The sequence below is a fragment of the Massilia sp. TWR1-2-2 genome, assembly GCF_049897565.1.
Lineage (GTDB): Bacteria > Pseudomonadota > Gammaproteobacteria > Burkholderiales > Burkholderiaceae_D > JAFCUW01.
In genome coordinates, this window is the sequence record NZ_JAFCWM010000001.1 from 57,485 (window position 1) to 81,728 (window position 24,244).

Below are 24,244 nucleotides of genomic sequence, written 5' to 3' on the forward strand. Positions count from 1 at the left end.
CCGCGCGGGTGCTGGGCCATTATAAAGCAACCGGGTAGGCCGCTTCGTCGAAGGAAAGCGCTGGATAAGCGCCATCCGGGATGGGGTGGGGGAGGCGCTTACGCCACCTCGACGATCATTTCGATCTCGACGCAGGCGCCGCGCGGCACCTGGGCGACGCCGAAGGCCGAGCGGGCGTGCTTGCCGGCGTCGCCGAACAGTTCGCCGAGCAGCTCGGAGGCGCCGTTGGTGACCAGGTGGTGTTCGGTGTAGTCGGGGGTCGAGTTCACCAGGCTCATCAGCTTGACGATACGCTTGACGCGGGTCAGGTCGCCGCCGCAGGCTTCCTGCAGCGTGCCGACCAGGTCGATGGCGATCGTGCGCGCGGCCTGATTGCCTTCTTCGGTGCTCTTGTTCTTGCCCAGCTGACCGACGTTCGGCGTGCCGTCCGCGTTCTTGGCGATGTGTCCGGACAAAAAGATCAAGTTACCGGTTTGCACATACATCACATACGCGGCGACGGGCGCGGCCGGCGCCGCCAGGGTGATGTTGTGTTCTTTGAGTTTTTGGTAAACGGACATGATCGATCCTGATTTGATAAAAGAAAGACGGTATTGTACGTCCGGCACGCTTCGCTGCCCACCACACGCTAGGGTCAGGTCCGACATTAAGAGACCTGACCCCAGCAAAATGTCCGAACGTCAGACCTGACCCCAGCACTGATTCGCTAGCGGCGCACCTGCATCTTGCGACCGGCGGCCACCACCGCGATCACCGCAAATGCAAAGGCGAAGTTCGACAGCTCGAGCGGCTCGCCCAGCAGCAGGGCGGCGCCAACCAGCGTCAGGAACGGCTGCACCAGCTGCACCTGGCCGACCCGCGCGATGCCGCCGACGGCCATGCCGCGATACCAGAAAAAGAAGCCGATGAACATCGAGAATACGGATACGTAGGCGAAGCCGATCCAGGCGCCGGCGCCGGCGTCGGCGAAGCTGCCCAGCCGCGACCAGCACAGCCACAGCACCAGCGGCGCCACCAGCGGCACCGACAGCACCAGCGCCCAGCTGATCACCTGCTGGCCGCCGAGCGTGCGCGCCAGGCGCCCACCTTCGGCGTAGCCGAGCGCGCCAAGCACGACGGCGGCGAACATTAACAGGTCGGCCAGGTGAAAGCTGCCGCCGCTCTGGCGCAGCGCGAAGCCGATCACCAGGCCAGTACCCAGCAGCGCCATGGCCCAAAAGCCGCGAGATGGCTTTTCGTTGCCGCGCAGCGCGGAGAACACGGCGGTGGCCAGCGGCAAGATGCCGACCAGTACGGCGCCGTGCGAGGCCGGCAGGGTGCGCAGCGCAATCGATGTCAGCCACGGGAAGCCGATCACGCAGCCGAGCGACACCATCGCCAGCGGCAACAGCGCCGAGCGCGGCGGCAACGGCGCGCGGTTCCAGCGCAGCCAGACTGCGCCCAGAACGGCGGCGACGAGCGCGCGGCCAAGGGCGACAAAGGCCGGGTCGAGGCCGGCCACGGCCATGCGCGTAAATGGCAAAGTCAGGCTGAATATCGCCACCCCCGCCAGGCCGAGCAGCATGCCGCGCGTTTCGTCCGCGCTGGCGGCGCCGGCCGATGGGCTTACCGGAATTCCAATAGTTTTGTGCATCAGGTATCCTAGACGACAAAACCAGTACAGTGCGAGTACACTCACTCAGTTAATTTCTCATACTGTGACGGTAAAATGACCAGTACACTGCCTTTCACCACCTTGTTGTCGCGCGACGCCGGCGAAACGCTGATCGACCAGATTGCCCGTTCGGTCGCCGCCCGCATCGACGACAAGCTGCTGCGCGGCGGCGCCCGCATGCCGTCGATCCGCCAGTTCGCCGCCGCCCACGCGGTGTCGGCCTTCACAGTGGTGGCAAGCTACGACAAGCTGGTCGCGCGCGGCTACCTCGAGTCGCGCCGCGGCGCCGGCTTTTTCGTGCGCGAGCGTTCGCCATTAAATACCGGCGAGCGCTCGGCGGCGCCGGCGGCCGGCGCGTTCGCCAGCGAGGCCGCGGCGGCTGGCCCGCGCCGGCCGCTCGACGTGGTCTGGCTGATCCGTCACATGTTCAACGCTTCGCCGACACAGCAGGCGCCAGGATCCGGCGTGCTGCCGGCCGACTGGCTCGACGGCCCCGGCATCGCCAACGCGCTGCGCGGCGTCGGCCGCCAGCACGCCAGCCTGCTGCTCAACTATGGTGCGCCGCAAGGCTTCCTGCCGCTGCGCCAGCAGCTGCAGCGCAAACTGGCCGAGCTCGAAATCGATGCCGGCCCCGGCCAGGTCGTCACCACCGTCGGCGTGACGCAGGCGCTGGACCTGGTGGCGCGCGAATTCACCCGCCCCGGCGACACCATCTTCGTCGACGACCCGGCCTGGTACCTGATGTTCGGCTCCTTCGCCGCGCTCGGCGCGCGCGTGGTCGGCATTCCGCGCCTGGCCGATGGCCCCGACCTGGTCCAGCTGGCGCAGCTGGCGGCGCTGCACAAGCCGAAGCTCTACATCATCAACTCGGTGCTGCACAATCCCACGTCGACGTCGCTGTCGGCGGCCAAGGCGTTCCAGGTGCTGCGCCTGGCCGAGGAGCACGGCTTCACGATCGTCGAGGACGACATCTACTGCGACCTGCATCCGGGACCGGCGGTGCAGCCGGCCACCCGCATCGCCGCGCTCGACCAGCTGCAGCGGGTGATTTACCTGGGCGGGTTTTCGAAATCGATGGCCGCCAACCTGCGCGTCGGCTTCATCGCCACCTCGCCCGAATGGGCGCAGCGGCTGGCCGACCGCAAGATGCTGGCCACGCTGACCAGCAGCGACATCGCCGAGCGGGTGGTCTACAAGATCCTGTCCGAGGGCCTGTACCGCAAGCACCTCGACCGCATCCGCGCGCGGCTCGACACGGTACGCACCAGGACCGTGCGGCAGATGGAGAAGGTGGGGCTGAAGGTCGGCGTGGCGCCGACGGCGGGAATGTTCGTCTGGGCCGACGCCGGGGTCGATACGAGCGTGTTGACCGAGCGGGCCATGGCCACCGGACTGCTGCTGGCGCCGGGCAGCCTGTTTTCGCCGAACCAGCTGCCGTCGACGAAGATGCGGCTAAATGTGGCTGCGATGCAAGAGCCGACCGTCTGGGAGTTTCTGCAGCGCGAAATCGGCAAAGGCTAGCCCTTGAAATTGCTTTTTCGACCCCAATCTTGCAACAATCCGTTCGTTTATTAAACCGTTTCACAAGAGGAAAAAAATGGCCGTCGCCGAAAAAGAAACCCTTGGTTTTCAAGCTGAAGTAAAGCAGCTGCTGCAGTTGATGATTCACTCCCTGTATTCGAACAAGGAGATTTTCCTGCGCGAGCTGATCTCGAATGCGTCCGACGCCGCCGACAAGCTGCGCTTCGAGGCGATCAATAACGATGCGCTGTATGGTAATGACCATGAGCTCAAGATCATCGTCTCGTTCGACAAGGACGCCAAGACCATCACCATCTCCGACAACGGCATCGGCATGGGCCGCGATGAAGTCATCTCGCACCTCGGCACGATCGCCAAGTCAGGCACCAAGGAGTTCTTCGGCAAGCTGTCCGGCGACCAGCAGGCCGACGCAGCCCTGATCGGACAGTTCGGCGTCGGCTTCTACTCCGGCTTCATCGTCGCCGAGCGGATCATCGTCAACACGCGCCGCGCCGGCGCCTTCGCCTCCGAAGGCGTGCGCTGGGAGTCGCGCGGCGAGGGCGACTACTCGGTCGAGCCGATCGAGAAGACCAACCGCGGCACCGACGTGATCCTGCATTTGCGCGACGGCGAAGAAGAGCTGCTGTCGAGCTGGAAGCTCAAGTCGATCATCCGCAAGTACTCCGACCACATCTCGCTGCCGATCCAGATGCGCAAAGAGGAGTGGGACGCCGAGAAAAACGAGCAGGTGATCAAGGACGAATTCGAGACCATCAACCAGGCCAGCGCGCTGTGGGCTCGCAACAAGGCCGACGTCACCCAGGAGCAGTACGACGAATTCTACAAGCACGTCTCGCACGACTTCCAGGCGCCGCTGACGTTGACGCACAACCGCGTCGAGGGCCGCAGCGAGTACACCCAGCTGCTGTACGTGCCGAGCCACGCGCCGTTCGACCTGTGGGACCGCAACAAGCGCGGCGGCATCAAGCTGTACGTCAAGCGCGTGTTCATCATGGACGACGCCGAGCAGCTGATGCCGGCCTACCTGCGCTTCATCAAGGGCGTGATCGACTCGAACGACCTGCCGCTGAACGTCTCGCGCGAGATTTTGCAGGAGTCGCGCGACGTCAAGGTGATCCGCGAAGGCTCGACCAAGCGCGTGCTGGGAATGCTGGAAGAACTGGCCAACGCCGACGAGCAGGAGAAGAAGGACAAGTACACTACCTTCTGGAAGGAATTCGGCCAGGTCCTGAAGGAAGGCATCGGCGAAGACGCCACCAACAAGGACCGCATCGCCAAGCTGCTGCGCATCGCTTCGACCGCCAACGACAGCGGCGAGCAGACGACGTCGCTGGCCGATTATGTATCGCGCATGAAGGAAGGCCAGTCGAAGATCTACTACGTCGCCGGCGACAACTACATCGCGGCCAGGAACAGCCCGCACCTCGAGATCTTCCGCAAGAAGGGCGTTGAAGTGCTGCTGCTGACGGACCGCGTCGACGAGTGGATGCTGTCGTTCCTGACCGAGTTCGAAGGCAAGGAGCTGGTGTCGGTGGCCAAGGGCGACCTTGACCTGGGCGCGCTCGAGGACGAAGCCGAGAAAAAGGAGCACGAGGAAACCGAGACCTCGTACAAGGACCTGGTCGAGAAGATGAAGACGGCGCTGGGCGAGAAGGCCAAGGACGTGCGCATCACGTTCCGCCTGACCGATTCGCCGGCCTGCCTGGTCGCCGACGAGAACGAATTGTCCGGCAACCTGCTGCGCATGCTGAAGGCCGCCGGCCAGGACGCGCCCGAGTCGAAGCCCATCCTCGAGATCAATCCGAACCACCCGCTGGTGGCGCGCCTGAAGAACGAGGAAGGCGACGGCGAGAAGTTCTCGTCGTGGGCGCATATCCTGTTCGACCAGGCGCTGCTGGCCGAAGGCGGATCGCTGGCCGATCCGGCCACCTTCGTCAAGCGCCTCAACGAGATGCTGCTGGCGAAGTAAGCCAGGGGTAGTACGGAAAAAAGGGCAGAGAAAATTCTCTGCCCTTTTTTTATTCATATTTACTTTGACAGCTCGGCGCAAAAATCGGCCAGCAGCTTTTCGCCCTCCGGCCACGCGCCATGCCCGCTGTCGCCATTGATATGGCCGGCCGCGCCGATTTCAACGAACCGGCTGCCCCACGCCTGGGCGAACTGACGCGCGCGCTCGATTGTCACGTATGGATCGTTCGAACTGGCCACCACGATGCTCGGAAACGCCAGCTTGGCAAGCTGCATCGGCTTGAAGCTGCTGGCGTCTGCCGGATACGACGGCGCCTCGACGTCGCTGGGCGCGACCAGGAATGCGCCTGCCACCTTCAGCGCCGAGTCGGACGCTGCCCAGTGCGCCACCAGGGCGCACGCCAGGCCGTGCGCCACCAGCATCGGCGGGCCTTCGGCGGCCGCAATCGCCGCATCGAGCTCGACCACCCACTCGTGGCAGTCGGGGTTGATCCAGTCGCGGTGCGGCACGCGCTGCCAGGCCGGATACTTGTGCTGCCACAGCGTCTGCCAGTGCTGAGGTCCTGAATTCCACAGTCCGGCCAGTACCAATACGTCGCATTCCATACCAGTTCCTTTCATTTACAGCGCGGTGCGCAGCGAGAACAGCTCGGGGAACAGTACCACGTCGAGCATCTTGCGCAGGTAGCTCACGCCAGCGGTGCCGCCGGTACCGGTCTTGAAGCCGATGATGCGCTCCACCGTCGTGACGTGGCGGAAGCGCCAGAAGCGAAACGCGGTTTCGAGGTCGACCAGCTTCTCAGCGAGCTCGTACAGCGCCCAGTGCTTGCCGGGATCCTGGTAGACGCCCAGCCACGCCGCTTTTACGGAGTCGTCGTGCGCCGTCGGCAGCGTCCAGTCGGCGGCCAGGCGCTCCGGCGCGATGGCAAAGCCGCTGCGCGAGAGCAGCATCACCGCTTCGTCGTACACCGACGGCGCATGCAGCTCGCGTTCGAGCATCTGCTGCGCGGCCGGCGCGGTGCTGTGTACCGACAGCAGCGCGGCGTTCTTGTTCCCCAATATGAACTCGAGTTCGCGGTACTGGTGCGACTGAAAGCCCGAAGAGGCGCCCAGGAACGGGCGGATCGCGGTGTACTCCGGCGGCGTCATCGTCGCCAGCACATCCCACGCGTGCACCAGCTGGTCCATGATGCGCGCCACCCGCGCGAGCATCTTGAAGGCCGGCGCCAGTTCGCCGGCGCGCATGTTCAAGCGCACCGCCTGCAGCTCGTGCAGCATCAGCTTGAGCCACAGTTCGCTGGTCTGGTGCTGGACGATGAACAGCATCTCGTTGTGATTCGGCGAGCGCGGATGCTGGGCGTTGAGGATCTGCTCGAGCCCCAGGTAGTCGCCGTAGCTCATCGCGGTGCTGAAGTCCATCTTGGCGCCATGCCATTCGGCCGGGCATTTGGTGTCGTCGCTCATGGGTTCTCTGTCAGGTGACCGCGCCGCGGCTGGCGGCAATGTCGTAGGCTTGTTCGTCGAGGATGGCGCGCAGGATCTCGACCGCATCCCAGACGTCGGCAAAGCTGGTGTACAGCGGCGTGAAACCGAAGCGCATGATGGCCGGCTCGCGGTAGTCGCCGATGACGCCGCGCTCGATCAGTGCGGCCATCACCGCGTAGCCGTGCGGATGGGTGAAGCTGACCTGGCTGCCGCGGCGGGCATGTTCGCGCGGGGTCACCAGGCCCAGAGCTTGCTCGCCGCAGCGCGATTCCACCAGGTCGATGAACAGGTCGGTGAGGGCGAGCGACTTGGCGCGGATCGCCGCCATATCGGTCTGCTCGAACACTTCGAGGCCGCATTCGACCAGCGCGAGCGAGACCACCGGCTGGGTGCCGCACAGCGCGCGGCCGATGCCGTCGGCGGGCGCGAAGGCGGGCGCCATCGCGAACGGCGCCGCGTGGCTCCACCAGCCCGACAGCGGCTGGCGAAACGATGGCTGGTGCCGCTCGGGCACCCAGATGAACGCTGGCGCGCCCGGTCCGCCGTTGAGGTACTTATAAGTGCAGCCAACCGCCAGGTCGGCGCCGGCCGCGTTCAGGTCGACCGGCACCGCGCCGGCCGAATGGGCCAGGTCCCACAGCATCAGCGCGCCCTGGGCGTGGGCGTGGCTGCCGATGGCCGCCATGTCGTGCTGATAGCCGGTGCGGTAGTTGACGTGGGTGAGCATGACCACGGCGCAGTCGGCGTCGATCGCCGCCGGCAGGTCAAGGACCGCGTCGACCAGGCGCACGGTGTAGCCACGCGCCAGCCAGCTGGCCAGTCCCTGCGCCATATAGATATCGGTCGGGAAGTTGGCGCGCTCGGTGACGATGGTGCGGCGCGGCGCGCCGGGACGGTCCGCCTGCATCTCGAGCGCTGCCGCCAGCGCCTTGAACAGGTTCAGCGAGGTGCTGTCGGTGATGACCACTTCGCCGGCGCGCGCGCCGATCAGCGGGGCGAGGCGGTCGCCGAGGCGCTTGGGCAGGTCGAACCAGCCGGCCGTGTTCCAGCTGCGGATCAGCCCTTCGCCCCATTCGCGCGCGATCACATCGGTGGCGCGCGCCAGCGCCGTCTTCGGCCGCGCGCCGAGCGAATTGCCGTCGAGGTAAATCACGCCTGGCGGCAGCTCGAAGCGCGCGCGCAGCGGCGCCAGCGGGTCCTGCGCGTCAAGCGCCAGGCAGTCGGTTCGTGTCGTCATGCGAAAGCTTTACTAATAGAGAGGGGAGACTGCATGCGGAACCCTTCAGCAAAACATCAAAGCCGTCTATACAGGCCAATAGTGACAGTCTAACAAAGAACGAGCTTACCGCAGCCGTTCAAAAATAATTCGCAACCGCCCTAAAGTTCCCGAAAGCAGGGCCGTAATAGACTCCATGGATGAAATTTAAAAGAATTTTAGATTTATTTCAAAAAAACCCTAAAGTTCTCCATAACTTTGACGTAACCGAAATAAGACGACAGAAGAAGCGCGTCGAAGTTTCAAGATTTTGCAGTTTCCGCCAGTCAATTCCGCCCTGTTCCCATAGGGGCGCGACCACGATCACGTTGTGTTTGTCAGACAAACACCGACGGGTCGACCTCGTCATTGCCCGACGAAAAATACATCCCTCGTCCTATTTCGTAAAAGTTTCCACACAGTCAGAATGTATCTCATCGGCAATACAACTGCTTGCCGAATTTCAACGGATTCAAGGAGATGGAAATGACTGCGAACGACATGATGGCGGAAATTCGTGATGCTAATCTGAGCTACCTGATGCTCGCTCAGCAAATGATCCGTGCAGACAAGGTAACCGCGATCTTCCGTCTCGGCATCGCCGCCGACATCGCTGAACTGATCGAAGGCATGAGCAACGCCCAGATCCTCAAATTGGCAGGCGGCAACATGATGTTGGCCCGATTTCGATTTGACGACAGCGCCATCCTCTCCATGCTGACTAACTATAACAAGGACCGCAGCCTGGCACAGTCGCACGCCGCCATCCTGATGGCCGGCCAGGCAGTCGAAGAAATCGCGTAAGTCACACTGGTTCAATCAAGCACAGCAGTTCTTGGTGTAGCAGACACGGAGTTTCAAAATGAGCAAGAAAAGCGTCGTCACGGAAGCCCAGGAAATTCAGCTGGCAATTGAACTGATCCAGCTCGGCGCCCGCCTGCAATTGCTCGAAACCGAAGTGACGCTGTCGCGCGAACGCCTGCTCAAGCTGTACAAGGAACTGCGCGGAATGTCGCCGCCGAAGGGCATGCTGCCGTTTTCGACCGACTGGTTCCTGACCTGGCAGCCGAACATCCACTCCTCGCTGTTCATCAACATCCACAAATTCCTCGTCGAGCACGCCGGTGCCACCGGCATCGAAGCGGTGATGAAAGCCTACAAGCTGTACCTCGAACAAATGCCGCCGGAGCCGGGCGAAGAGCCGCTGCTGTCGCTGACGCGCGCCTGGACCCTGGTTCGTTTCTTCCAGAGCAAGATGCTGTCGATGGCCTCCTGCAAATGCTGCCAGGGCAAGTTCGTCGTCAACCAGCTCGACCTGAACGATGGTTACCAGTGCGGCCTGTGCCACATGCCTTCGCGCGCCGGCAAGACCAAGAAGTCGAAAGACGCCGCGGCGGCGCTGCTGGCCGCGTGACCTCCCGCATTACCGCATTCCCATCGAGGGGCAGGGCGTGAGCCTTGCCCTTCGTCGCATCTGGCGCGCGCCGGCGGTGCAGGCGCTGCTGCTGCAACTGGCCGCCGCGCCGCTGACGGTGGCCGCGCTGTTGCTGTTGCTGCGCGCCGGAACGCCGGTCAGCCTGGCCGGCGCCGGCCTGCTGCAGGGCGTCTGCGCCGCTGCCCTCAGCGGCTGGCGCCGGCTGGCGCCTTGGTGGCTGGCGATTCAGCTGCTGTTCCCGCTGGCGCTGCTTGCCGGGGTCTCCTTGCAGTTGCCGCCAACGCTGTTCCTCGGCGGCTTCCTGATCTTGCTATTAATATACTGGTCGACCTTCCGCACCCAGGTGCCGTATTACCCGTCCGGGCGGCGCGCCTGGGACGCGGTGGCCGCCGTGCTGCCGCCAGATCGGCCGCTGTTCGTCATCGACATCGGCAGCGGACTCGGCGGCCTGGTGCTCGACCTGGCGCGGCGCCGGCCCGACTCTACTTTTGTCGGCATCGAACTGGCGCCACTGCCGTGGCTGGCGAGCGCGCTGCGCGCCCGGCTGGCCGGCAGCGGCGCGCGTTTCGTGCGCGGCGACTACGAACAGCTCGACCTCGGCGACTACGACGCCGTGTTTGCCTACCTGTCGCCGGCGGCCATGGATGGCCTGTGGCGCAAGGCGAGCGCGGAGATGCGGCCCGGTTCGCTGTTACTCAGTTATGAGTTCAAAATCGGTGCAAAGCCGCCGGACATTAACATAATGCCTACAGGCGCCGGCCCGGCGCTTTATGGTTGGCGCTTTTAGGCGACACACCGTCATAAACGGGGCGGTTTTACTTGCCCGGTGGCCATTCTCACGCTATTGTAGTTCCCTAGGACAATTTTTTGCTCGATCGCCACGTGATTCGGTCGACACCCATTGTCACTATTTCCATTCAGTTGTTCGAACACTATGCCGGGCCGGGGCCCGATCTTTTCCACCTTGGGAGTCAGCGCTCTTGTTAGTCATCATTGGATATATCGTCGTCTGCGCCTCGGTGTTTGGCGGCTTCGCAGCTAGCGGCGGCCACCTGGCTTCGCTGTTCCAGCCGCTCGAGCTGGTGATGATCGGCGGCGCCGCGCTGGGCGCTTTCCTGGTCGGCAACAATGGCAAGTCGATCAAGGCGACGATGCAGGCGCTGCCGTCGGTGCTGAAGGGGTCGCGCCACACCAAGGAACTGTACATGGAGATGATGTCGCTGCTGTTCGACATCCTGTCCAAGGTGCGCAAGGAAGGCCTGATGTCGATCGAAGGAGACATCGACAAGCCGGAAGACAGCCCGCTGTTTTCCAAGTACCCGGGCGTGCTGGCCGACCACCACATCGTCGAATTCATGACCGATTACCTGCGTCTGATGGTGTCGGGCAACATGGATGCTTTCCAGATCGAAAACCTGATGGACAACGAAATCGAGACCCATCACCATGAAGGCGCCGTGCCGGCCCATTGCATCGCCAAGCTCGGCGACGGCCTGCCGGCGTTCGGCATCGTCGCCGCGGTGATGGGCGTGGTGCACACGATGGAGTCGGTCGGTATTCCGCCGGCCGAGCTGGGCATCTTGATCGCCAAGGCGCTGGTCGGCACCTTCCTCGGCATCTTGCTGGCGTACGCGTTCGTCACGCCGCTGTCGAGCCTGCTCGAACAGAAGCTCGAAGAGTCGACCAAGATGTTCCAGTGCGTCAAAGTCACGCTGCTGGCCAGCCTGAACGGCTACGCGCCGGCGCTGGCGGTGGAATTTGGCCGCAAGGTACTGTACTCGACAGAACGGCCGACTTTCGGCGAGCTCGAAGAGCACATCAAGAAATCGAAGACCAAGTAAGCCGCTCGATGTTAACTCTCTATTCACACGCAGACTTCCTGCCTCGGAGCGCATATGGCCGATGAGGGCTTACGACCGATAATTGTCAAGCGCATCAAGAAGACGGCGGCGGGCCACCACGGCGGCGCCTGGAAAATCGCGTACGCCGACTTCGTGACGGCGATGATGGCGTTCTTCTTGCTGATGTGGCTGCTCGGCTCGACCACCAAGGGCGACCTGAACGGCATTTCGGAGTTCTTCAAGACGCCGCTGAAGGTGGCCATGTCGGGCGGCTCGGGCAGCGGCGACAGCTCGTCGGTCATCCAGGGCGGCGGGCGCGACCTGACGCGGCGCGACGGCCAGGTCAAGAAAGGCGACGTCGAGTCGGTCAAGAAATCGTACGACCTGAAGGCGGCCAAGGCCGCGCTCGAGCGCGAAGAGGGCGTCCGCCTGCAGCAGCTGAAGGCAAAGATCGAAGCGACGATCGAAGCCAACCCGCTGCTGAAGAAATACAAGAACCAGCTGCTGCTCGACATCACCAGCGAAGGCTTGCGCATCCAGATCGTCGACGAGCAGAACCGGCCGATGTTTGCACTGGCAAAAGCGACGGTGCAGCCGTACACGGCCGATATCCTGCGCGTGATCGGCGTCGTCCTTAACGAAGTGCCGAACCGCATCGGCCTGTCCGGCCACACCGATTCGACGCCGTACTTTTCCGACGTCGGCTACAGCAACTGGGAACTGTCGAGCGACCGGGCGAACGCGTCGCGCCGCGAACTGATCATCGGCGGCATGAACGAGAACAAGATCCTGCGCGTTGTCGGACTCGGTTCGGCAGCGAACCTGGACCGCGAGGACCCGTTCAACCCGATCAACCGACGCATCAGCATCATCGTGATGAACAAGAAAACCGAAGAAACCGTCATGCGCGACAACGCGTCGCTGCAGGTGCCGGAGATGAACGGGACAACCCAGGCGGCTGCCCCAGCGGTGCTGGCGCAGCCGCCCGCGGCAGCGGCGAAGGCGGCGCCGTGATGTCGCGCGCAAGAATTGGAGGCGTCGTATGACGAGAAAGAAAATACTGGGTTCGCACGTGAAGCGGCTGCTGTCGGGCGTATCCGACCACGGCAAGAAACACTTGTCGGAAGTTGAGACGGACCTGCGCCAGACCGAATTGCTGCTCGAAGAGGCGGTCGACAAGCTCACCAGCAGCTTCATGGCGATCCACCATGTAGTCGGCGCGCGCCAGGACGGCATCAACCTGCTGCTTGCCGGCGGCACCCCGAGCGCCGACGAAATCGACCGCATGAAAGGCATGTCCGGCGAAATTGGCCAGCACGTCAATTCGGCCATTACCAGCATGCAGTTCCAGGACATGACGAGCCAGCTGATCGACCGCACGCTCAAGCGCGTTACCGGCCTGCGCGCCTTTCTCGGCACGCTCGGCACGCACGGCGAAGGCGTTGCCGCGGAAGCGGGCAGCGAGGAAATCGTCGAGCTGCTCGGCAAGGTCAGCATGGCGCTGGCGATCCAGTCGCTCGAATTGCGCAGTGTATTAAGAAAAGCAGTGAACCAGCAGCACCTTGAAAGCGGCGAGATCGAACTGTTCTAACCGTCGCTGTCACCAATAGATCCAATCAGACTAACCACGAAAACAAAAGCAGGAGCAGGAAATGGCTAAAACAATTCTCGCAGTCGACGATTCAAGCTCATTGCGCCAGATGGTGGCGTTCAGCCTGAAGGCGGCCGGCTACCTCGTGGTCGAGGCGGTCGACGGACAGGACGGCCTCGAGAAAGCCAAGCTGCAGACCGTCGACCTGGTGCTGACGGACCAGAACATGCCGCGCATGGACGGCCTGGCGCTGATCAAGCTGCTGCGCGGCCTGCCGGCCTACCAGAAGGTGCCGATCCTGATGCTGACGACCGAGTCGTCCGACGAGATGAAATCGAAGGGTCGCGCCGCCGGCGCCAATGGCTGGCTGGTCAAGCCGTTCGACCCGCAGCGGCTGATCGAAGTGGTCAAAAAAGTCATCGGTTGATGCGTCGTAGCGCGTGAAAGAAAGTACCAGTATGATGCATCGCGAAATTGACGGAGTTCCCTCATGACCATCGACATAAGCCAGTTTTTCCAGGTCTTTTTCGATGAGGCGGAGGAACTGCTGGCGGAAAAAGAACGGCTGCTGCTGGCAGTCGACATCGCCGCGCCCGACCCCGAGGATCTGAACGCCATTTTCCGCACCGCCCACTCGATCAAGGGCGGCGCCTCGACGTTCGGACTGAACGACATGTCGGACGTCACCCACATCCTCGAGTCGCTGCTCGACCGCATCCGCAAGGGCGAAATGGCGCTTACGGCCGAACACGTCGACGCCTTCCTGGCCGCCAAGGACATCCTCAAGATGCAGCTCGACGGCCATCGCAACGGCGCCCATGTCGACCAGGATGCCGTGGCCGACGTGCGCATGATGCTGCAGGAACTGTCGCAGGATGCGCCGGCGCCGGCGCGCCCGGTGGCGCCGGCCTTTGTGCAGACCGAAGTCAGGCCGAACCTTGGCGTCGGCGGGCGCCGCTACAAGATCGAGTTGCCGCATTGCGAGCAGCGCGACGTCAACGCGCTGGCCGCCGAGCTCGGCCTGCTCGGCCGCATCACCGTCTCGCCGCTCGACGGCGGGCGCCACGCGCTGACGCTGACCACCCACGAAAGCCTGGAAGACATCATCGCCATCTGCTCGTTCGTGCTCGATCCGGACGAGCTGAAGATTTTCGAGGCGCCGGCCCTGACGCCGGCCCAGCGCGCGCTCGAGGACGCCGAACGCTGCCGGATCGAAAAGTCGCTCGGCTACGGCTTTTTCGATCCGCTCGAGGCGGACGACGCCGGCGACGACGTGCAGCAGCCGGAGCAGTCCGACGAGGAACGCGGCTACGGCTTCTTCCAGCCGATCGAACAGATCCGCGCGGCCGCCGCCAGCGCCGCCGCCGCGGTGGCGCCGACCAAGCCGCTGCCGTCGGCCACCCGGATCGAGGCGCTGGAGATTTCCGAAGTGGCAGCCGAGAAAAAAGCTGCCGCCCGCAAGGACGACAAGAGCGGCGGCGCCGGCGCCGAATCGTCGTCGATCCGCGTGTCGATCGAAAAGGTCGACCAGCTGATCAACCTGATCGGCGAACTGGTGATCACCCAGGCGATGATCGAGCAGCGCAGCGACGGGCTCGATCCGATGCTGCACGAGCGATTGCTGGGTAGCGTCGGCCAGCTGACGCGCAACACGCGCGACTTGCAGGAAGCGGTCATGTCGATCCGCATGATGCCGATGGACTTCGTGTTCTCGCGTTTTCCACGCATGGTGCGCGACCTCGCCGCGAAACTCGGCAAGAAGGTCGACTTCATCACCAACGGCGCCGCGACCGAACTGGACAAGGGCCTGATCGAGCGCATCGTCGATCCGCTGACCCACCTGGTACGCAACAGCATCGACCACGGCATCGAGATGCCGGCCGCGCGGGTTGCCGCCGGCAAGACCGAAACGGGGCGATTGTTCTTGTCGGCCGGCCACCAGGGCGGCAACATCGTCATCGAAGTGTCCGACGACGGCGGCGGCCTGAACCGCGAGCGGATCCTCGAAAAGGCCGCCCAGAACGGCTTGCCGGTCAGCGACAACATGCCCGACGCCGAAGTGTGGCAACTGATTTTCGCGCCGGGCTTTTCGACCGCCGAAACCGTCACCGACGTGTCCGGCCGCGGCGTCGGCATGGATGTGGTCAAGCGCAACATCGCGGCGATGGGCGGCTCGATCGACATCCGCTCGGCGAAAGGCTTCGGCACGACCATTTCGATCTCGCTGCCGCTGACCTTGGCCATTCTCGACGGCATGTCGATCCGCGTCGGCGAGGAAGTCTATATCCTGCCGCTCGGCTTCGTCGTCGAGTCGCTGCAGCCGGCGCCGGAAGACATCAAGGAAATCGCCAACCGCGGCCGGGTCATCAAGGTGCGCGGCGAATACCTGCCGTTGATTCCGCTGTACCAGATGTTCGAGATCGAACCGCGCTTTACCAACCCGTGCGAAGGGATCGTCGTGATCCTCGAGTCCGATGGCCGCAAGGCCGGGCTGTTTGTCGACGACCTCGTCGGCCAGCAGCAGGTCGTGGTCAAGAACCTCGAGTCGAATTACCGCAAGGTGACCGGCATTTCCGGCGCCACCATTCTCGGCGACGGCGGCGTGTCGCTCATTCTCGATGTCGCCGCGCTGATGCGCTCGTCGCGCCAGCTGGCCGACGATACCGTGTTTTCGTAATTTTTCTCTAACTTTTTTTGCACTAGACCAGGATAGGAAACCACCATGTCGATGACATCCATCACCACCAAGTCCGGCGACGCGCACGACGGCGCAGGCAGCGAATTTCTCGCCTTCACGCTCGGCTCCGAGGAGTACGGCATCGATATCCTGAAGGTGCAGGAGATCCGCGGCTACGAAGCGGTCACCCGCATCGCCAACGCGCCCGAGTTCATCAAGGGCGTGATCAACCTGCGCGGCATCATCATCCCCGTGGTCGACATGCGCATCAAGTTCAACCTCGGCACGCCGGTATACGACCAGTTCACCGTCGTCATCATCCTCAACATCGGCGGGCGCATCATGGGCATGGTCGTCGATTCCGTCTCCGACGTCACCACGCTCACGCCCGACCAGGTCAAGCCGGCGCCGGAAATGGGCACCGCCTTCAATTCGGACTACCTGATTGGCCTCGGCACCATCGACGAGCGCATGCTGATCCTGGTCGACATCGACAAGCTGATGTCGTCGGGCGAAATGGGCCTGATCGAAAAGATCGCGGCGTAACAGTTGCAGCTGTAAGCGGCCACGCGCCTGGCGCGGCCGCATGTGCTCCGAGCAATATTGAAGCAGTACCGTAGAGCAGAAGGTGAAGCATCGTGTCGCAAACTAAAGCGGAATCCGGCAAGGAATTCAATTTCACCAAGAGTGATTTTGAAAGAGTCCGTGCGCTGATTTACAAACGGGCAGGTATTTCACTGGCCGACAGCAAGCAGGAAATGGTTTACAGCCGCATCGCGCGGCGCCTGCGGGCAACCGGCATCGTATCGTTTTCGACCTACCTCGACGACCTCGAGGCGGGCAAACTCAGCGGCGACGAGTGGGAGTCGTTTACCAACGCGCTGACCACCAACCTGACGTCGTTCTTTCGCGAGTCGCATCACTTCCCGCTGCTGGCCGAACACCTGAAGCGCCTGCCGCCCGGGCCGATCACCATCTGGTGTTCGGCCAGCTCGACCGGCGAGGAGCCGTATTCGATCGCGATGACCGCGTGCGAGGCGTTCAATACCTTGAGCCCGCCGGTGCAGATCATCGCCACCGACATCGACACCAATGTGCTGGCCGCCGGCGCCCACGGCGTCTACGGCATCGAACGGCTCGACAAGATGTCGGCCGAGCGCTCGAAGCGGTTTTTCCTGCGCGGCAAGGGCGACCAGCAAGGCATGGTGCGCGTGCGCCCGGAACTGCGCCAGCTGGTCACCTTCAAGCCGCTCAACCTGCTCGCCGACAGTTGGCCGCTGACGGGCCAGTTCGACGTCATCTTCTGCCGCAACGTCATGATCTATTTTGACAAGGCGACCCAGCGCAAGATCCTGGCGCGCTTTGTACCGCTGATGAAGCCGCACGCACTGCTGTTTGCCGGCCACTCTGAAAACTTTCTGTACGTCTCTGATTCGCTGAAGCTGCGCGGCAAGACGGTGTATGAACTCGAACAAGGTCGTTCCGGCAACCACTAGCCGCAGCGAAAGAATCATGGACTCCAACGAACAATTTGCCACCAACGTCTATTACGATCGAACGTTCGAGTGCGACGCGGCCAAGATCCTGCCTGGCGAGTATTACCACACCAACAAGGACATGCTGATCGTGACCGTGCTCGGCTCGTGCGTGTCGGCGTGCATCCGCGACCGCGTCAGCGGCCTGGGCGGCATGAACCACTTCATGCTGCCCGACGGCGGCAGCGACGCCAACAGTCCCGTGTCGGCGTCGATGCGCTACGGCACCTACGCGATGGAGGTGTTGATCAACGAACTGCTCAAGTCCGGCGCGCGCCGCGAGAACCTCGAAGCGAAGGTATTCGGCGGCGGCGCCGTGCTCAAGGGCTTCACCGCCATCAACGTCGGCGAGCGCAATGCCGCATTCGTCATCAGCTACCTGAAGATGGAAAAAATCCGCGTGCTGGCCGAAGACCTCAACGACATCTATCCGCGCAAGGTGTATTTCTTCCCGCGCACCGGCAAGGTGTTGGTCAAGAAATTGATGCAAACCCATAACGACACGCTGGCACAACGCGAGCGCGACTACGCCAGCCGCCTGAAGGTCGCGCCTGTTGGCGGCGAAATTGACCTGTTCTGACGAGAAGACTATGACTATGAAGATCAAGGTATTGATCGTGGACGACTCGGCGCTGATCCGCAGCGTCATGAGCGAAATCATTTCCAGCCAGCCCGACATGGAAGTGGTCGGCGTGGCGCCCGATCCGCTCGTCGCGCGCGAGCTGATCAAGCAGACCAATCCCGACGTGCTCACGCTCGACGTCGAGATGCCGAAAATGGACGGCCTCGATTTCCTCGAAAAGCTCATGCGGCTGCGTCCGATGCCGGTGCTGATGGTGTCGTCGCTGACCGACCGCGGCTCGGAAATCACCATGCGCGCGCTGGAACTGGGCGCGGTCGACTTCGTGACCAAGCCGAAGATTTCGATCCAGGCCGGCATGCGCGAATACACCGAGCTGATCGCCGACAAGATCCGCGCCGCGGCGAAGGCGCGCGTCAAGGCGCGCACGCTGGCGCCGCCCAGGTCCGACGGCGCGCTGCCGCCGATGCGCAACCCGCTGCTGTCGTCGGAGAAACTGATCATCATCGGCGCCTCCACCGGCGGCACCGAAGCCATCCGCGAATTTTTGATGCGCATGCCGTCCGACTGCCCCGGCATCCTGATCGCCCAGCACATGCCGGAAGGCTTCACCACGTCGTTCGCCCGCCGCCTCGATTCGCTGTGCAAGATCAGCGTGCGCGAAGCGGCCGGCGACGAGCGGGTGCTGCCGGGCCACGCCTACATCGCGCCTGGCCACTCGCACCTGATGCTGGCGCGCTCGGGCGCGAACTACGTCACCCGCATCGACCAGGCCGATCCGGTCAACCGCCACCGGCCGTCGGTCGACGTGCTGTTCCGCTCGGCCGCGGTGGCGGCCGGCAAGAACGCGGTCGGCGTGATCCTGACCGGGATGGGCAAGGACGGCGCGCTCGGCATGCTCGAGATGAAAAACGCCGGCGCCTACAATTTCGCCCAGGACGAGGCCTCGTGCGTCGTGTTCGGCATGCCGCGCGAGGCCATTGCGATCGGCGCCACCCATGAAGTTGCGCCGCTGACCGAGCTGCCCGGCAAGGTTCTTACCCATCTTGCAACACAAGGTGGACGATCGTTGCGCGTGTAACTCTTTAAAACGTCTTTACTTGTGAGTTTTATCGCCGTACGGCAACAAAACTGCTATCCTTTAGGCTGCTTCTCGGTGTGAAGAAGTGTGTCGATAACCGAATCAAAAGAATCAACGGAGTAATTCATGGCTGACCCAAAAATGCGCTTTTTAGTTGTTGACGATTTCTCGACGATGCGCCGCATTGTCCGGAATTTGTTGAAGGAACTGGGATACGCGAATGTCGACGAAGCCGAAGATGGCGTCATGGCGCTGGCCAAGCTGCGCAGCGAGACGTTCGATTTCGTGGTGTCCGACTGGAACATGCCGAACATGGATGGCCTGACGATGTTGCAGAACATCCGCGCCGACCCCGCGCTGGCCAAGCTGCCGGTGCTGATGGTCACGGCGGAGGCGAAGAAGGAAAACATCATCGCCGCCGCCCAGGCCGGCGCGAACGGCTACGTGGTCAAGCCGTTCACCGCTGCCACGCTGGACGAGAAGCTGAACAAGATCTTCGAGAAACTCGAAAAAGTCGGAGCCTGAAATGGGTGAGTTTATCGCCGGTGGCGTCGCTTCGGCCGGTAGCCCGGTGGACCATGCCGACGAGTTCCTGAGCCGGATCGGCCACATGACGCGCGCGCTGCACGACAGCCTGCGCGGTCTCGGCCTCGACAAGCTGATCGAAAAAGCGGCCAGCGACATTCCCGATGCGCGCGACCGCCTCGACTACGTCGCCCGCCTGTCCGAGCAGGCAGCGCAGAAGGTGCTCAACGCCACCGACGCGGCCGGCCCGCTGCAGGACAAGATCGACAGCGACGCCCAGCAATTGTCGGCGGCGTGGAACGGTCTGCTCGAAGCGCCCGCCACCACCGACGCCGAATGGCGCGAGCTGGCCGAGTCGACCATCCTGCGCCTCGACGCCACGCGCGGGGCCACCGTCGACACCAAGGCCTACCTGATGGACATCATGATGGCCCAGGATTTCCAGGACCTGACCGGCCAGGTGATCACCAAGGTGACGGCGATTGCGCAGAACCTCGAGCAGCAGCTGGTGCAGATGCTGGTCGACTTCGCGCCGCCGGAGGTCAAGCGGGAATTCGACAACGGCTTGCTCAATGGGCCGCAGATCAACCCGACCGGCAACAGCGAAGTGGTGTCGAACCAGGGCCAGGTCGACGACCTGCTCGACAGCCTCGGTTTCTGAGTTTCCCTTAGTTCTAGCAATACCGAAGCGATTCCAACATGCATCAAACAAACTTTATCGTTCGTGAACCGTTGCTCGATCCAAAGCAGCGCGTGATCGGCTACGAGCTGTCGTGGAAGCACGATGAAAACCAGCCCGTGACCGGCGCCGATCTCGAGTCGCTGATCGGCTTCGTCGCAGAAAACGTCAATGACGAAGAGACCGGCTGGTTGCTGCGCGACAAGATTTTGTTTCTCGACGCGGTGCCCGACATGCTGTCGACCGACGCGCTGTACTCGATGCCGCCGGAACGCACGGTGCTGACGCTGAAGGCGGCCGACATGGCCGACCCGGACACGCTGGCCGCGGTGCAGGGCCTGCGCGCCGGCGGCGTCGGCATCTCGGTGCGCGACGGCGACCTCGGCCACCTCGGCAAGAACCTCGGCATCAGCGCCTCCTACATCGAAGTGCGCTTTTCCGGCGCCGACGTTGCCGCCCAGGCGCGCACTTACGCCGCGGTCAAGCAGTCGACCGTGCGCATGGTGGGCCGGCCGGTAACGACGTGGGCCGATTTCGACGCCTGCGCCGCGCTCGGCCTCGACGCCTTCGTCGGCAAGCTGCACCTGACGCCGCGCCCCGGCATGCCGGTCAAGGGCATGAACCCGGCCCAGACCATCATCTTGCAGCTGATGCAGATGGTCACGGCCAACGAAGACATTCCGAAGATCGAAAGCGTGCTCAAGCGCGATCCGGCGCTGTCGTACAAGCTGCTGCGCTTCATCAACTCGGCCGGCTTCGGCAGCGGCCGCGAAATTCAGTCGCTGCGCCAGGCCATCACCTTGCTCGGTTACGCACCGCTGTACCGCTGGCTGACCTTGCTGCTGGCCACCGCCAGCACCAGCGGCTATTCGCCGGTGCTGATGGAGACGGCGGTGGTGCGCGGCCGCCTCGCCGAGCTGCTCGGCGCCAAGGCGCTCGGCCGCGGCGAAGGCGAGAACCTGTTCGTCGCCGGCATGTTCTCGCTGCTCGACCGCCTGCTCGGCCTGCCGATGAAGGAAGTGCTCGACACCATCCAGCTGCCCGACGAAGTGGTGCGCGCGCTGCTCACCCGCGGCGGCAAATACGGCCCGTACCTGGCGCTGGCCGAGGCGTGCGAACTCAATTCGAACCTGGTCGCGGGGCTGGCCAGGTCGCTTGCCATCACGCCGCTCGAAGTCAACAAGGCGCACCTGTCGGCGCTGGCGTGGGCGCAGAACGTCACCACCTGATCTGGCGTTAACTGGGCGCATATGAGCGGGGTCCGCGCGTTTGCTGCCCGCGGCAGCAGACTCAACGAATCAGCCAGCGCGCGAAATCGCCACGCGTCTCGTCGGCGCCGTCGCCGGCGCTCTCGCGCACCAGCGCGTCGAAATTTGCGCTGCCCAGCGGATCGCCGGCGCGGCCGATGCCGAACACGCTGTGCGGCCGGGTCGGCCCGCACAATGGTTCGTCGGAGATCGACAACGGCTGCCAAGCATGCTTGCGCATCAACAGATTGATGGACTTGGCCGTCAGGTAGCGCCGGTGATTGTGGCCGCAGCGGCCGGTCTGGCGTGCCTGCGCCAGCGCGCGTCCTTCGAGCAGCAGCACGGCGCCGGGCCGCGCCGCCAGGCGGCACAGCGCCAGCACCCGGTTCGGATCAACCACGTGTTCGAGCGAGCCGGTGATGACGATCAGGTCGTAACTGTGCGGTTCGAGCACCATTTCCTCGGCCGCCTGCAGCGCGATCGGCGCCTGGTAATGCTGCTGGCCATGCGCGACATAACCGGCATCGGGATCGGTGCCGAATCCCGTCCATCCGCGCATCAGGAAGGCATGCATGACGCCGCCCGCCGAGCAGCCGACGTCGAGCATGCGCCCCGGCGCGTCGAACAGGCCGGCGAGACGGCGGTACAGGTATTCGCCGCGGCTGCGCTGGTCCTGCATGAAGCCGTCGCTGGGGCCGGCGCTGCCGCTGAGGACAAGCCGGTAACGATGCTCGTAGTAGGCGCTGTAGAACGCGGCGTCGAAGCGTGGGTTCTGGAACAGATAGCCGCAACGGGCGCAGGCGAGCACGCGCAAGTCGACGTCGAGCCCATGCTCGATTTCGACGCTGGCGCGGATCAGTACCGATTCCGCCTCGTTGCATACCTCGCACGCGACCTCGGTGGCGGCGTGTTCCGGCGGCATACGCAGCCAGGCAAGGTACTCCGCCAGCGACAGGGTGCGCATGAAGCCGCCTCACTTGATGGCGAGGAAACCTTCGAAACACAGGTGCTTGAAGACCGTCATGACGTCGACAAACCCGGCGCGGCGCATCAGGTCCAGGTTGGCGCCGCTTGAAAACGGCTCCAGCACGCCCTTGATGCTGCTGGCTTTTTCGAGGATTTCCTGCGGCGTGTAGCCGTTCTCGAGCTTGAAGTCGACATACAAGGCGCTGGCGATGTCCTGGAAACGCGCATCCGGTGCCCTCACTTTTTCGAACATCATGAAAGCGCCACCCCAGTTAAGCGTCTGGTAAATCGTATCGATCAACTGTTGGCGGCGCCGCGGCGGCACGAACTGCACCGTATAGTAAGCGACCATGAAGTCGCTGCCGCGGTACGGGAACTCGCAGGCGTCCGCCACGCTGTATTCGACGTTGTCGGCGCCGTTGGTGCGCGCATGTTCTTCACGCGCGAATGCGATCATCGATGGTTCGACGTCGATGCCGATCCATTGTGCAGCGTGCGGATGGCGCCCGGCCAGGCGCTCGAGCAGCGTTCCCGTCGAGGTGCCGATCTCATAGCCGACCGAGTCGCTGTTGATGAAGTAGTCGCTGACCTGCTCGACGAGCTTGTGGCCCTGTTCGTAATGCGGTATCGACCTGGCGACATGGCCGGCGAACTTGCGTGGCGTGGCGCCGCCGAAGGTCCAGGCGGCGCGCGCCGCTTCGATGCCGTCGCCGACCGGCAGCAAGGTGGTGGTGGTCATGGTCAGTATCTCCAGGTGGCGACGGCAAGCGGCGCTTCAAAGGAAGGCAAAAGTCATCGGCTGACGCGGGAAATATTTGCCCCCGAGTTCGCCGTAATACCTCCTGATTTCATGGCTTTGCAGGTCGAACGCGTGCTTCAGGTCGTGCAGCTTGTTGACGATCTGGTCGAGCAGGGCAGCGTCGGTTACCTTGAACAGGTGCAGGTTGTCGGCCAGCAGCTCGCTGTGTCCCAGCGCCGCGTCGATCGCCTGGTGGCGGAAATACGGTTGCATCGCGCCGCTCGGCAGCTGGTAGGCGCGCTCCAGCGCTTGCTGGAACTCGTTCATTTGGGCAGGCGCCATGTCGTGTGCTTCGACCAGCGCGGCCACCAGCAGCACCGACTCCGGCGCCAGCGCGAACAGTTCGCGCATCAGCAGGCCGATCAGGCGGGTCGACACCAGCGGCTGGCTGCTGCGCACTTCTTCGCCGGTGAGGCCGATATTGACCAAGGTTTGCAGCACGAAATTCTCGTGCCCGCGCTCCTGCTCGACATACCGGTCGAGCAAGTCGGCCAGCTCACCGTCGGCGCCGCTGGCGGCGCTGGCGATCGCTTCGGGGAAATCGCGCACGTAGTGGTACATCTCGATCAGCCATCCTGTCAGAACCGTCTTTGCCAGCTTGCCCTCGATCAGTTCGTTGGCGACGAAAGCGCGGTTCAGCGCGCGGCTCCATGCGGCACAGGCACGCTCGACGCGGTCGTGCACGTGCGCCAGCGTCGGCTGCTGGCACTGGGTGGCCTGGTTGGCGTCGGGCAGCATCAGGCCGGCATCGGACAGTGCCGCCAGCATCGACACCACGTCGGCCAGCGCGGTGCCGCTGCGCTCGGCGATCTGGTGCGCGCCATTGTGGCCGGTGCAATGGCTGCGGATGTCTGCAAACGCGAGCGCCTGCGCGGTCGGCACGGCGAACCTGGCGTCCATCGTCTCGACTGTCGCCTCGGGCGCTCCGGGGGTAATCTCCCACAGGTTCTCGCGCAGGCGCGGGCGCGCGCACGATTGCGCGGGCAGGTCCGCGCTGATCGGTTTGATCGGATCGACCCGCTGGCCGACCTCGGCATAAGTGTCAGTATTCATCGCCGTTTCCGTAATCACCAAGCATTCATCGGGCCAACACTTCGTGCGGATGGGAGGCCGCACGAAGCATCGCCTTTATCCGCAGAGATAGATGGTCTTTCTCTGCTCCATTGGAACATCCGTCTCGTCCATCTTGCGGAAGATCATCGTCGCGTGTTTTGACTCACGCAGGACGTCGAGCACCATGCGCACCGTGCGCTCGGCCTCCGGGCCCGTCACGCCGGATTTCTTCGCTACCGATTCGGTCAATTGCTTCGCATTCATGTTGGATCCCTCTCGTTGGTTTAAGTCGGTGACCTGGGCGGTCACCTTCAGGACTGCACAGTTGCCA

Annotated in this window: 26 protein-coding genes; 17 read left to right on the forward strand and 9 right to left on the reverse strand. The window is 63.4% G+C overall.

Annotation, left to right across the window (positions count from 1 at the left end; translation table 11 throughout):
- Positions 1 to 98: 98 nt before the first annotated feature.
- Together ACP7DD_RS00285 and ACP7DD_RS00290 are read right to left on the reverse strand one after the other, a co-directional pair.
- Complete coding sequence (locus tag ACP7DD_RS00285; RefSeq protein WP_426172690.1) at positions 99 to 560, reverse strand: RidA family protein; 462 nt, start codon at positions 558 to 560, stop codon at positions 99 to 101.
- Positions 561 to 706: 146 nt separating this feature from the next.
- Positions 707 to 1,633, reverse strand: coding sequence for a DMT family transporter (locus ACP7DD_RS00290; protein WP_426172691.1), 927 nt, complete (start codon positions 1,631 to 1,633; stop codon positions 707 to 709).
- Positions 1,634 to 1,708: 75 nt separating this feature from the next.
- Here ACP7DD_RS00290 and ACP7DD_RS00295 point away from each other — a divergent pair, with 75 nt between their 5' ends.
- Positions 1,709 to 3,175: a PLP-dependent aminotransferase family protein gene (locus tag ACP7DD_RS00295; RefSeq protein ID WP_426172692.1), complete on the forward strand. Its 1,467-nt coding sequence runs from the start codon at positions 1,709 to 1,711 to the stop codon at positions 3,173 to 3,175.
- Between the two features lie 76 nt (positions 3,176 to 3,251).
- On the forward strand, positions 3,252 to 5,165 hold the full coding sequence (gene htpG / locus ACP7DD_RS00300) for a molecular chaperone HtpG (protein WP_426172693.1): 1,914 nt from the start codon (positions 3,252 to 3,254) through the stop codon (positions 5,163 to 5,165).
- Positions 5,166 to 5,224: 59 nt separating this feature from the next.
- Here the strand turns inward: htpG and ACP7DD_RS00305 are convergent, their stop codons facing one another.
- The 3 genes from ACP7DD_RS00305 to kynU are packed head-to-tail and all read right to left on the reverse strand — an operon-like array spanning position 5,225 to position 7,886.
- Complete coding sequence (locus ACP7DD_RS00305) at positions 5,225 to 5,770, reverse strand: RBBP9/YdeN family alpha/beta hydrolase (RefSeq protein ID WP_426172694.1); 546 nt, start codon at positions 5,768 to 5,770, stop codon at positions 5,225 to 5,227.
- Between the two features lie 15 nt (positions 5,771 to 5,785).
- Positions 5,786 to 6,715, reverse strand: a complete 930-nt coding sequence (gene kynA, locus ACP7DD_RS00310; protein ID WP_426172695.1) for a tryptophan 2,3-dioxygenase — start codon at positions 6,713 to 6,715, stop codon at positions 5,786 to 5,788.
- Positions 6,639 to 7,886, reverse strand: a complete 1,248-nt coding sequence (kynU, locus tag ACP7DD_RS00315; protein ID WP_426172696.1) for a kynureninase — start codon at positions 7,884 to 7,886, stop codon at positions 6,639 to 6,641. Before kynU ends, kynA begins: the two co-directional genes overlap by 77 nt.
- Positions 7,887 to 8,390: 504 nt before the next feature.
- Here kynU and flhD point away from each other — a divergent pair.
- From flhD to ACP7DD_RS00390, 15 genes are all read left to right on the forward strand, one after another.
- Entirely contained in the window at positions 8,391 to 8,708 is a 318-nt protein-coding gene (gene flhD, locus ACP7DD_RS00320; RefSeq protein WP_099787901.1) for a flagellar transcriptional regulator FlhD, read from the forward strand.
- 58 nt (positions 8,709 to 8,766) lie between these two features.
- Positions 8,767 to 9,318 (forward strand): flagellar transcriptional regulator FlhC, encoded by a 552-nt coding sequence (gene flhC / locus ACP7DD_RS00325; protein WP_426172697.1) that lies wholly within the window; start codon positions 8,767 to 8,769, stop codon positions 9,316 to 9,318.
- A gap of 37 nt (positions 9,319 to 9,355) precedes the next feature.
- Entirely contained in the window at positions 9,356 to 10,126 is a 771-nt protein-coding gene (locus tag ACP7DD_RS00330) for a class I SAM-dependent methyltransferase (protein ID WP_426172698.1), read from the forward strand.
- A 193-nt stretch (positions 10,127 to 10,319) separates the two neighbouring features.
- The gene (motA, locus tag ACP7DD_RS00335; RefSeq protein WP_426172699.1) at positions 10,320 to 11,180 is read left to right on the forward strand and encodes a flagellar motor stator protein MotA; all 861 of its coding nucleotides are present in this window, start codon (positions 10,320 to 10,322) and stop codon (positions 11,178 to 11,180) included.
- 54 nt (positions 11,181 to 11,234) lie between these two features.
- A complete protein-coding gene (gene motB, locus ACP7DD_RS00340) occupies positions 11,235 to 12,194 on the forward strand; it encodes a flagellar motor protein MotB (RefSeq protein ID WP_426172700.1) in 960 nt (319 codons plus the stop codon).
- A 28-nt stretch (positions 12,195 to 12,222) separates the two neighbouring features.
- Positions 12,223 to 12,771, forward strand: coding sequence for a chemotaxis protein (locus ACP7DD_RS00345; protein WP_426172701.1), 549 nt, complete (start codon positions 12,223 to 12,225; stop codon positions 12,769 to 12,771).
- Between the two features lie 61 nt (positions 12,772 to 12,832).
- The gene (locus tag ACP7DD_RS00350) at positions 12,833 to 13,198 is read left to right on the forward strand and encodes a response regulator (protein ID WP_099787486.1); all 366 of its coding nucleotides are present in this window, start codon (positions 12,833 to 12,835) and stop codon (positions 13,196 to 13,198) included.
- Between the two features lie 63 nt (positions 13,199 to 13,261).
- Complete coding sequence (gene cheA, locus ACP7DD_RS00355) at positions 13,262 to 15,448, forward strand: chemotaxis protein CheA (RefSeq protein ID WP_426172702.1); 2,187 nt, start codon at positions 13,262 to 13,264, stop codon at positions 15,446 to 15,448.
- A gap of 45 nt (positions 15,449 to 15,493) precedes the next feature.
- Positions 15,494 to 15,994, forward strand: a complete 501-nt coding sequence (locus tag ACP7DD_RS00360) for a chemotaxis protein CheW (RefSeq protein WP_426172703.1) — start codon at positions 15,494 to 15,496, stop codon at positions 15,992 to 15,994.
- A 92-nt stretch (positions 15,995 to 16,086) separates the two neighbouring features.
- Positions 16,087 to 16,944 (forward strand): CheR family methyltransferase, encoded by an 858-nt coding sequence (locus ACP7DD_RS00365; RefSeq protein WP_426172704.1) that lies wholly within the window; start codon positions 16,087 to 16,089, stop codon positions 16,942 to 16,944.
- A gap of 16 nt (positions 16,945 to 16,960) precedes the next feature.
- On the forward strand, positions 16,961 to 17,563 hold the full coding sequence (gene cheD, locus ACP7DD_RS00370) for a chemoreceptor glutamine deamidase CheD (protein WP_426172705.1): 603 nt from the start codon (positions 16,961 to 16,963) through the stop codon (positions 17,561 to 17,563).
- Between the two features lie 16 nt (positions 17,564 to 17,579).
- Complete coding sequence (locus ACP7DD_RS00375; RefSeq protein ID WP_426172996.1) at positions 17,580 to 18,644, forward strand: protein-glutamate methylesterase/protein-glutamine glutaminase; 1,065 nt, start codon at positions 17,580 to 17,582, stop codon at positions 18,642 to 18,644.
- A gap of 126 nt (positions 18,645 to 18,770) precedes the next feature.
- Positions 18,771 to 19,169, forward strand: coding sequence for a chemotaxis response regulator CheY (gene cheY, locus ACP7DD_RS00380; protein WP_426172706.1), 399 nt, complete (start codon positions 18,771 to 18,773; stop codon positions 19,167 to 19,169).
- A gap of 1 nt (position 19,170) precedes the next feature.
- A complete protein-coding gene (gene cheZ / locus ACP7DD_RS00385; RefSeq protein ID WP_426172707.1) occupies positions 19,171 to 19,830 on the forward strand; it encodes a protein phosphatase CheZ in 660 nt (219 codons plus the stop codon).
- A 38-nt stretch (positions 19,831 to 19,868) separates the two neighbouring features.
- Positions 19,869 to 21,077 carry an EAL and HDOD domain-containing protein gene (locus ACP7DD_RS00390; RefSeq protein WP_426172708.1) on the forward strand — a complete coding sequence of 403 codons (1,209 nt, stop codon included), beginning with the start codon at positions 19,869 to 19,871 and terminating at the stop codon, positions 21,075 to 21,077.
- A gap of 61 nt (positions 21,078 to 21,138) precedes the next feature.
- Here ACP7DD_RS00390 and ACP7DD_RS00395 read toward each other — a convergent pair whose 3' ends face one another.
- From ACP7DD_RS00395 to ACP7DD_RS00410, 4 genes are all read right to left on the reverse strand, one after another.
- Positions 21,139 to 22,059: a class I SAM-dependent methyltransferase gene (locus ACP7DD_RS00395; RefSeq protein ID WP_426172709.1), complete on the reverse strand. Its 921-nt coding sequence runs from the start codon at positions 22,057 to 22,059 to the stop codon at positions 21,139 to 21,141.
- Between the two features lie 9 nt (positions 22,060 to 22,068).
- The gene (locus tag ACP7DD_RS00400; RefSeq protein ID WP_426172710.1) at positions 22,069 to 22,800 is read right to left on the reverse strand and encodes a methyltransferase domain-containing protein; all 732 of its coding nucleotides are present in this window, start codon (positions 22,798 to 22,800) and stop codon (positions 22,069 to 22,071) included.
- Between the two features lie 36 nt (positions 22,801 to 22,836).
- Entirely contained in the window at positions 22,837 to 23,913 is a 1,077-nt protein-coding gene (locus tag ACP7DD_RS00405) for an iron-containing redox enzyme family protein (RefSeq protein WP_426172711.1), read from the reverse strand.
- 75 nt (positions 23,914 to 23,988) lie between these two features.
- Entirely contained in the window at positions 23,989 to 24,177 is a 189-nt protein-coding gene (locus tag ACP7DD_RS00410; RefSeq protein WP_426172712.1) for a hypothetical protein, read from the reverse strand.
- Between the last annotated feature and the right edge of the window lie 67 nt (positions 24,178 to 24,244).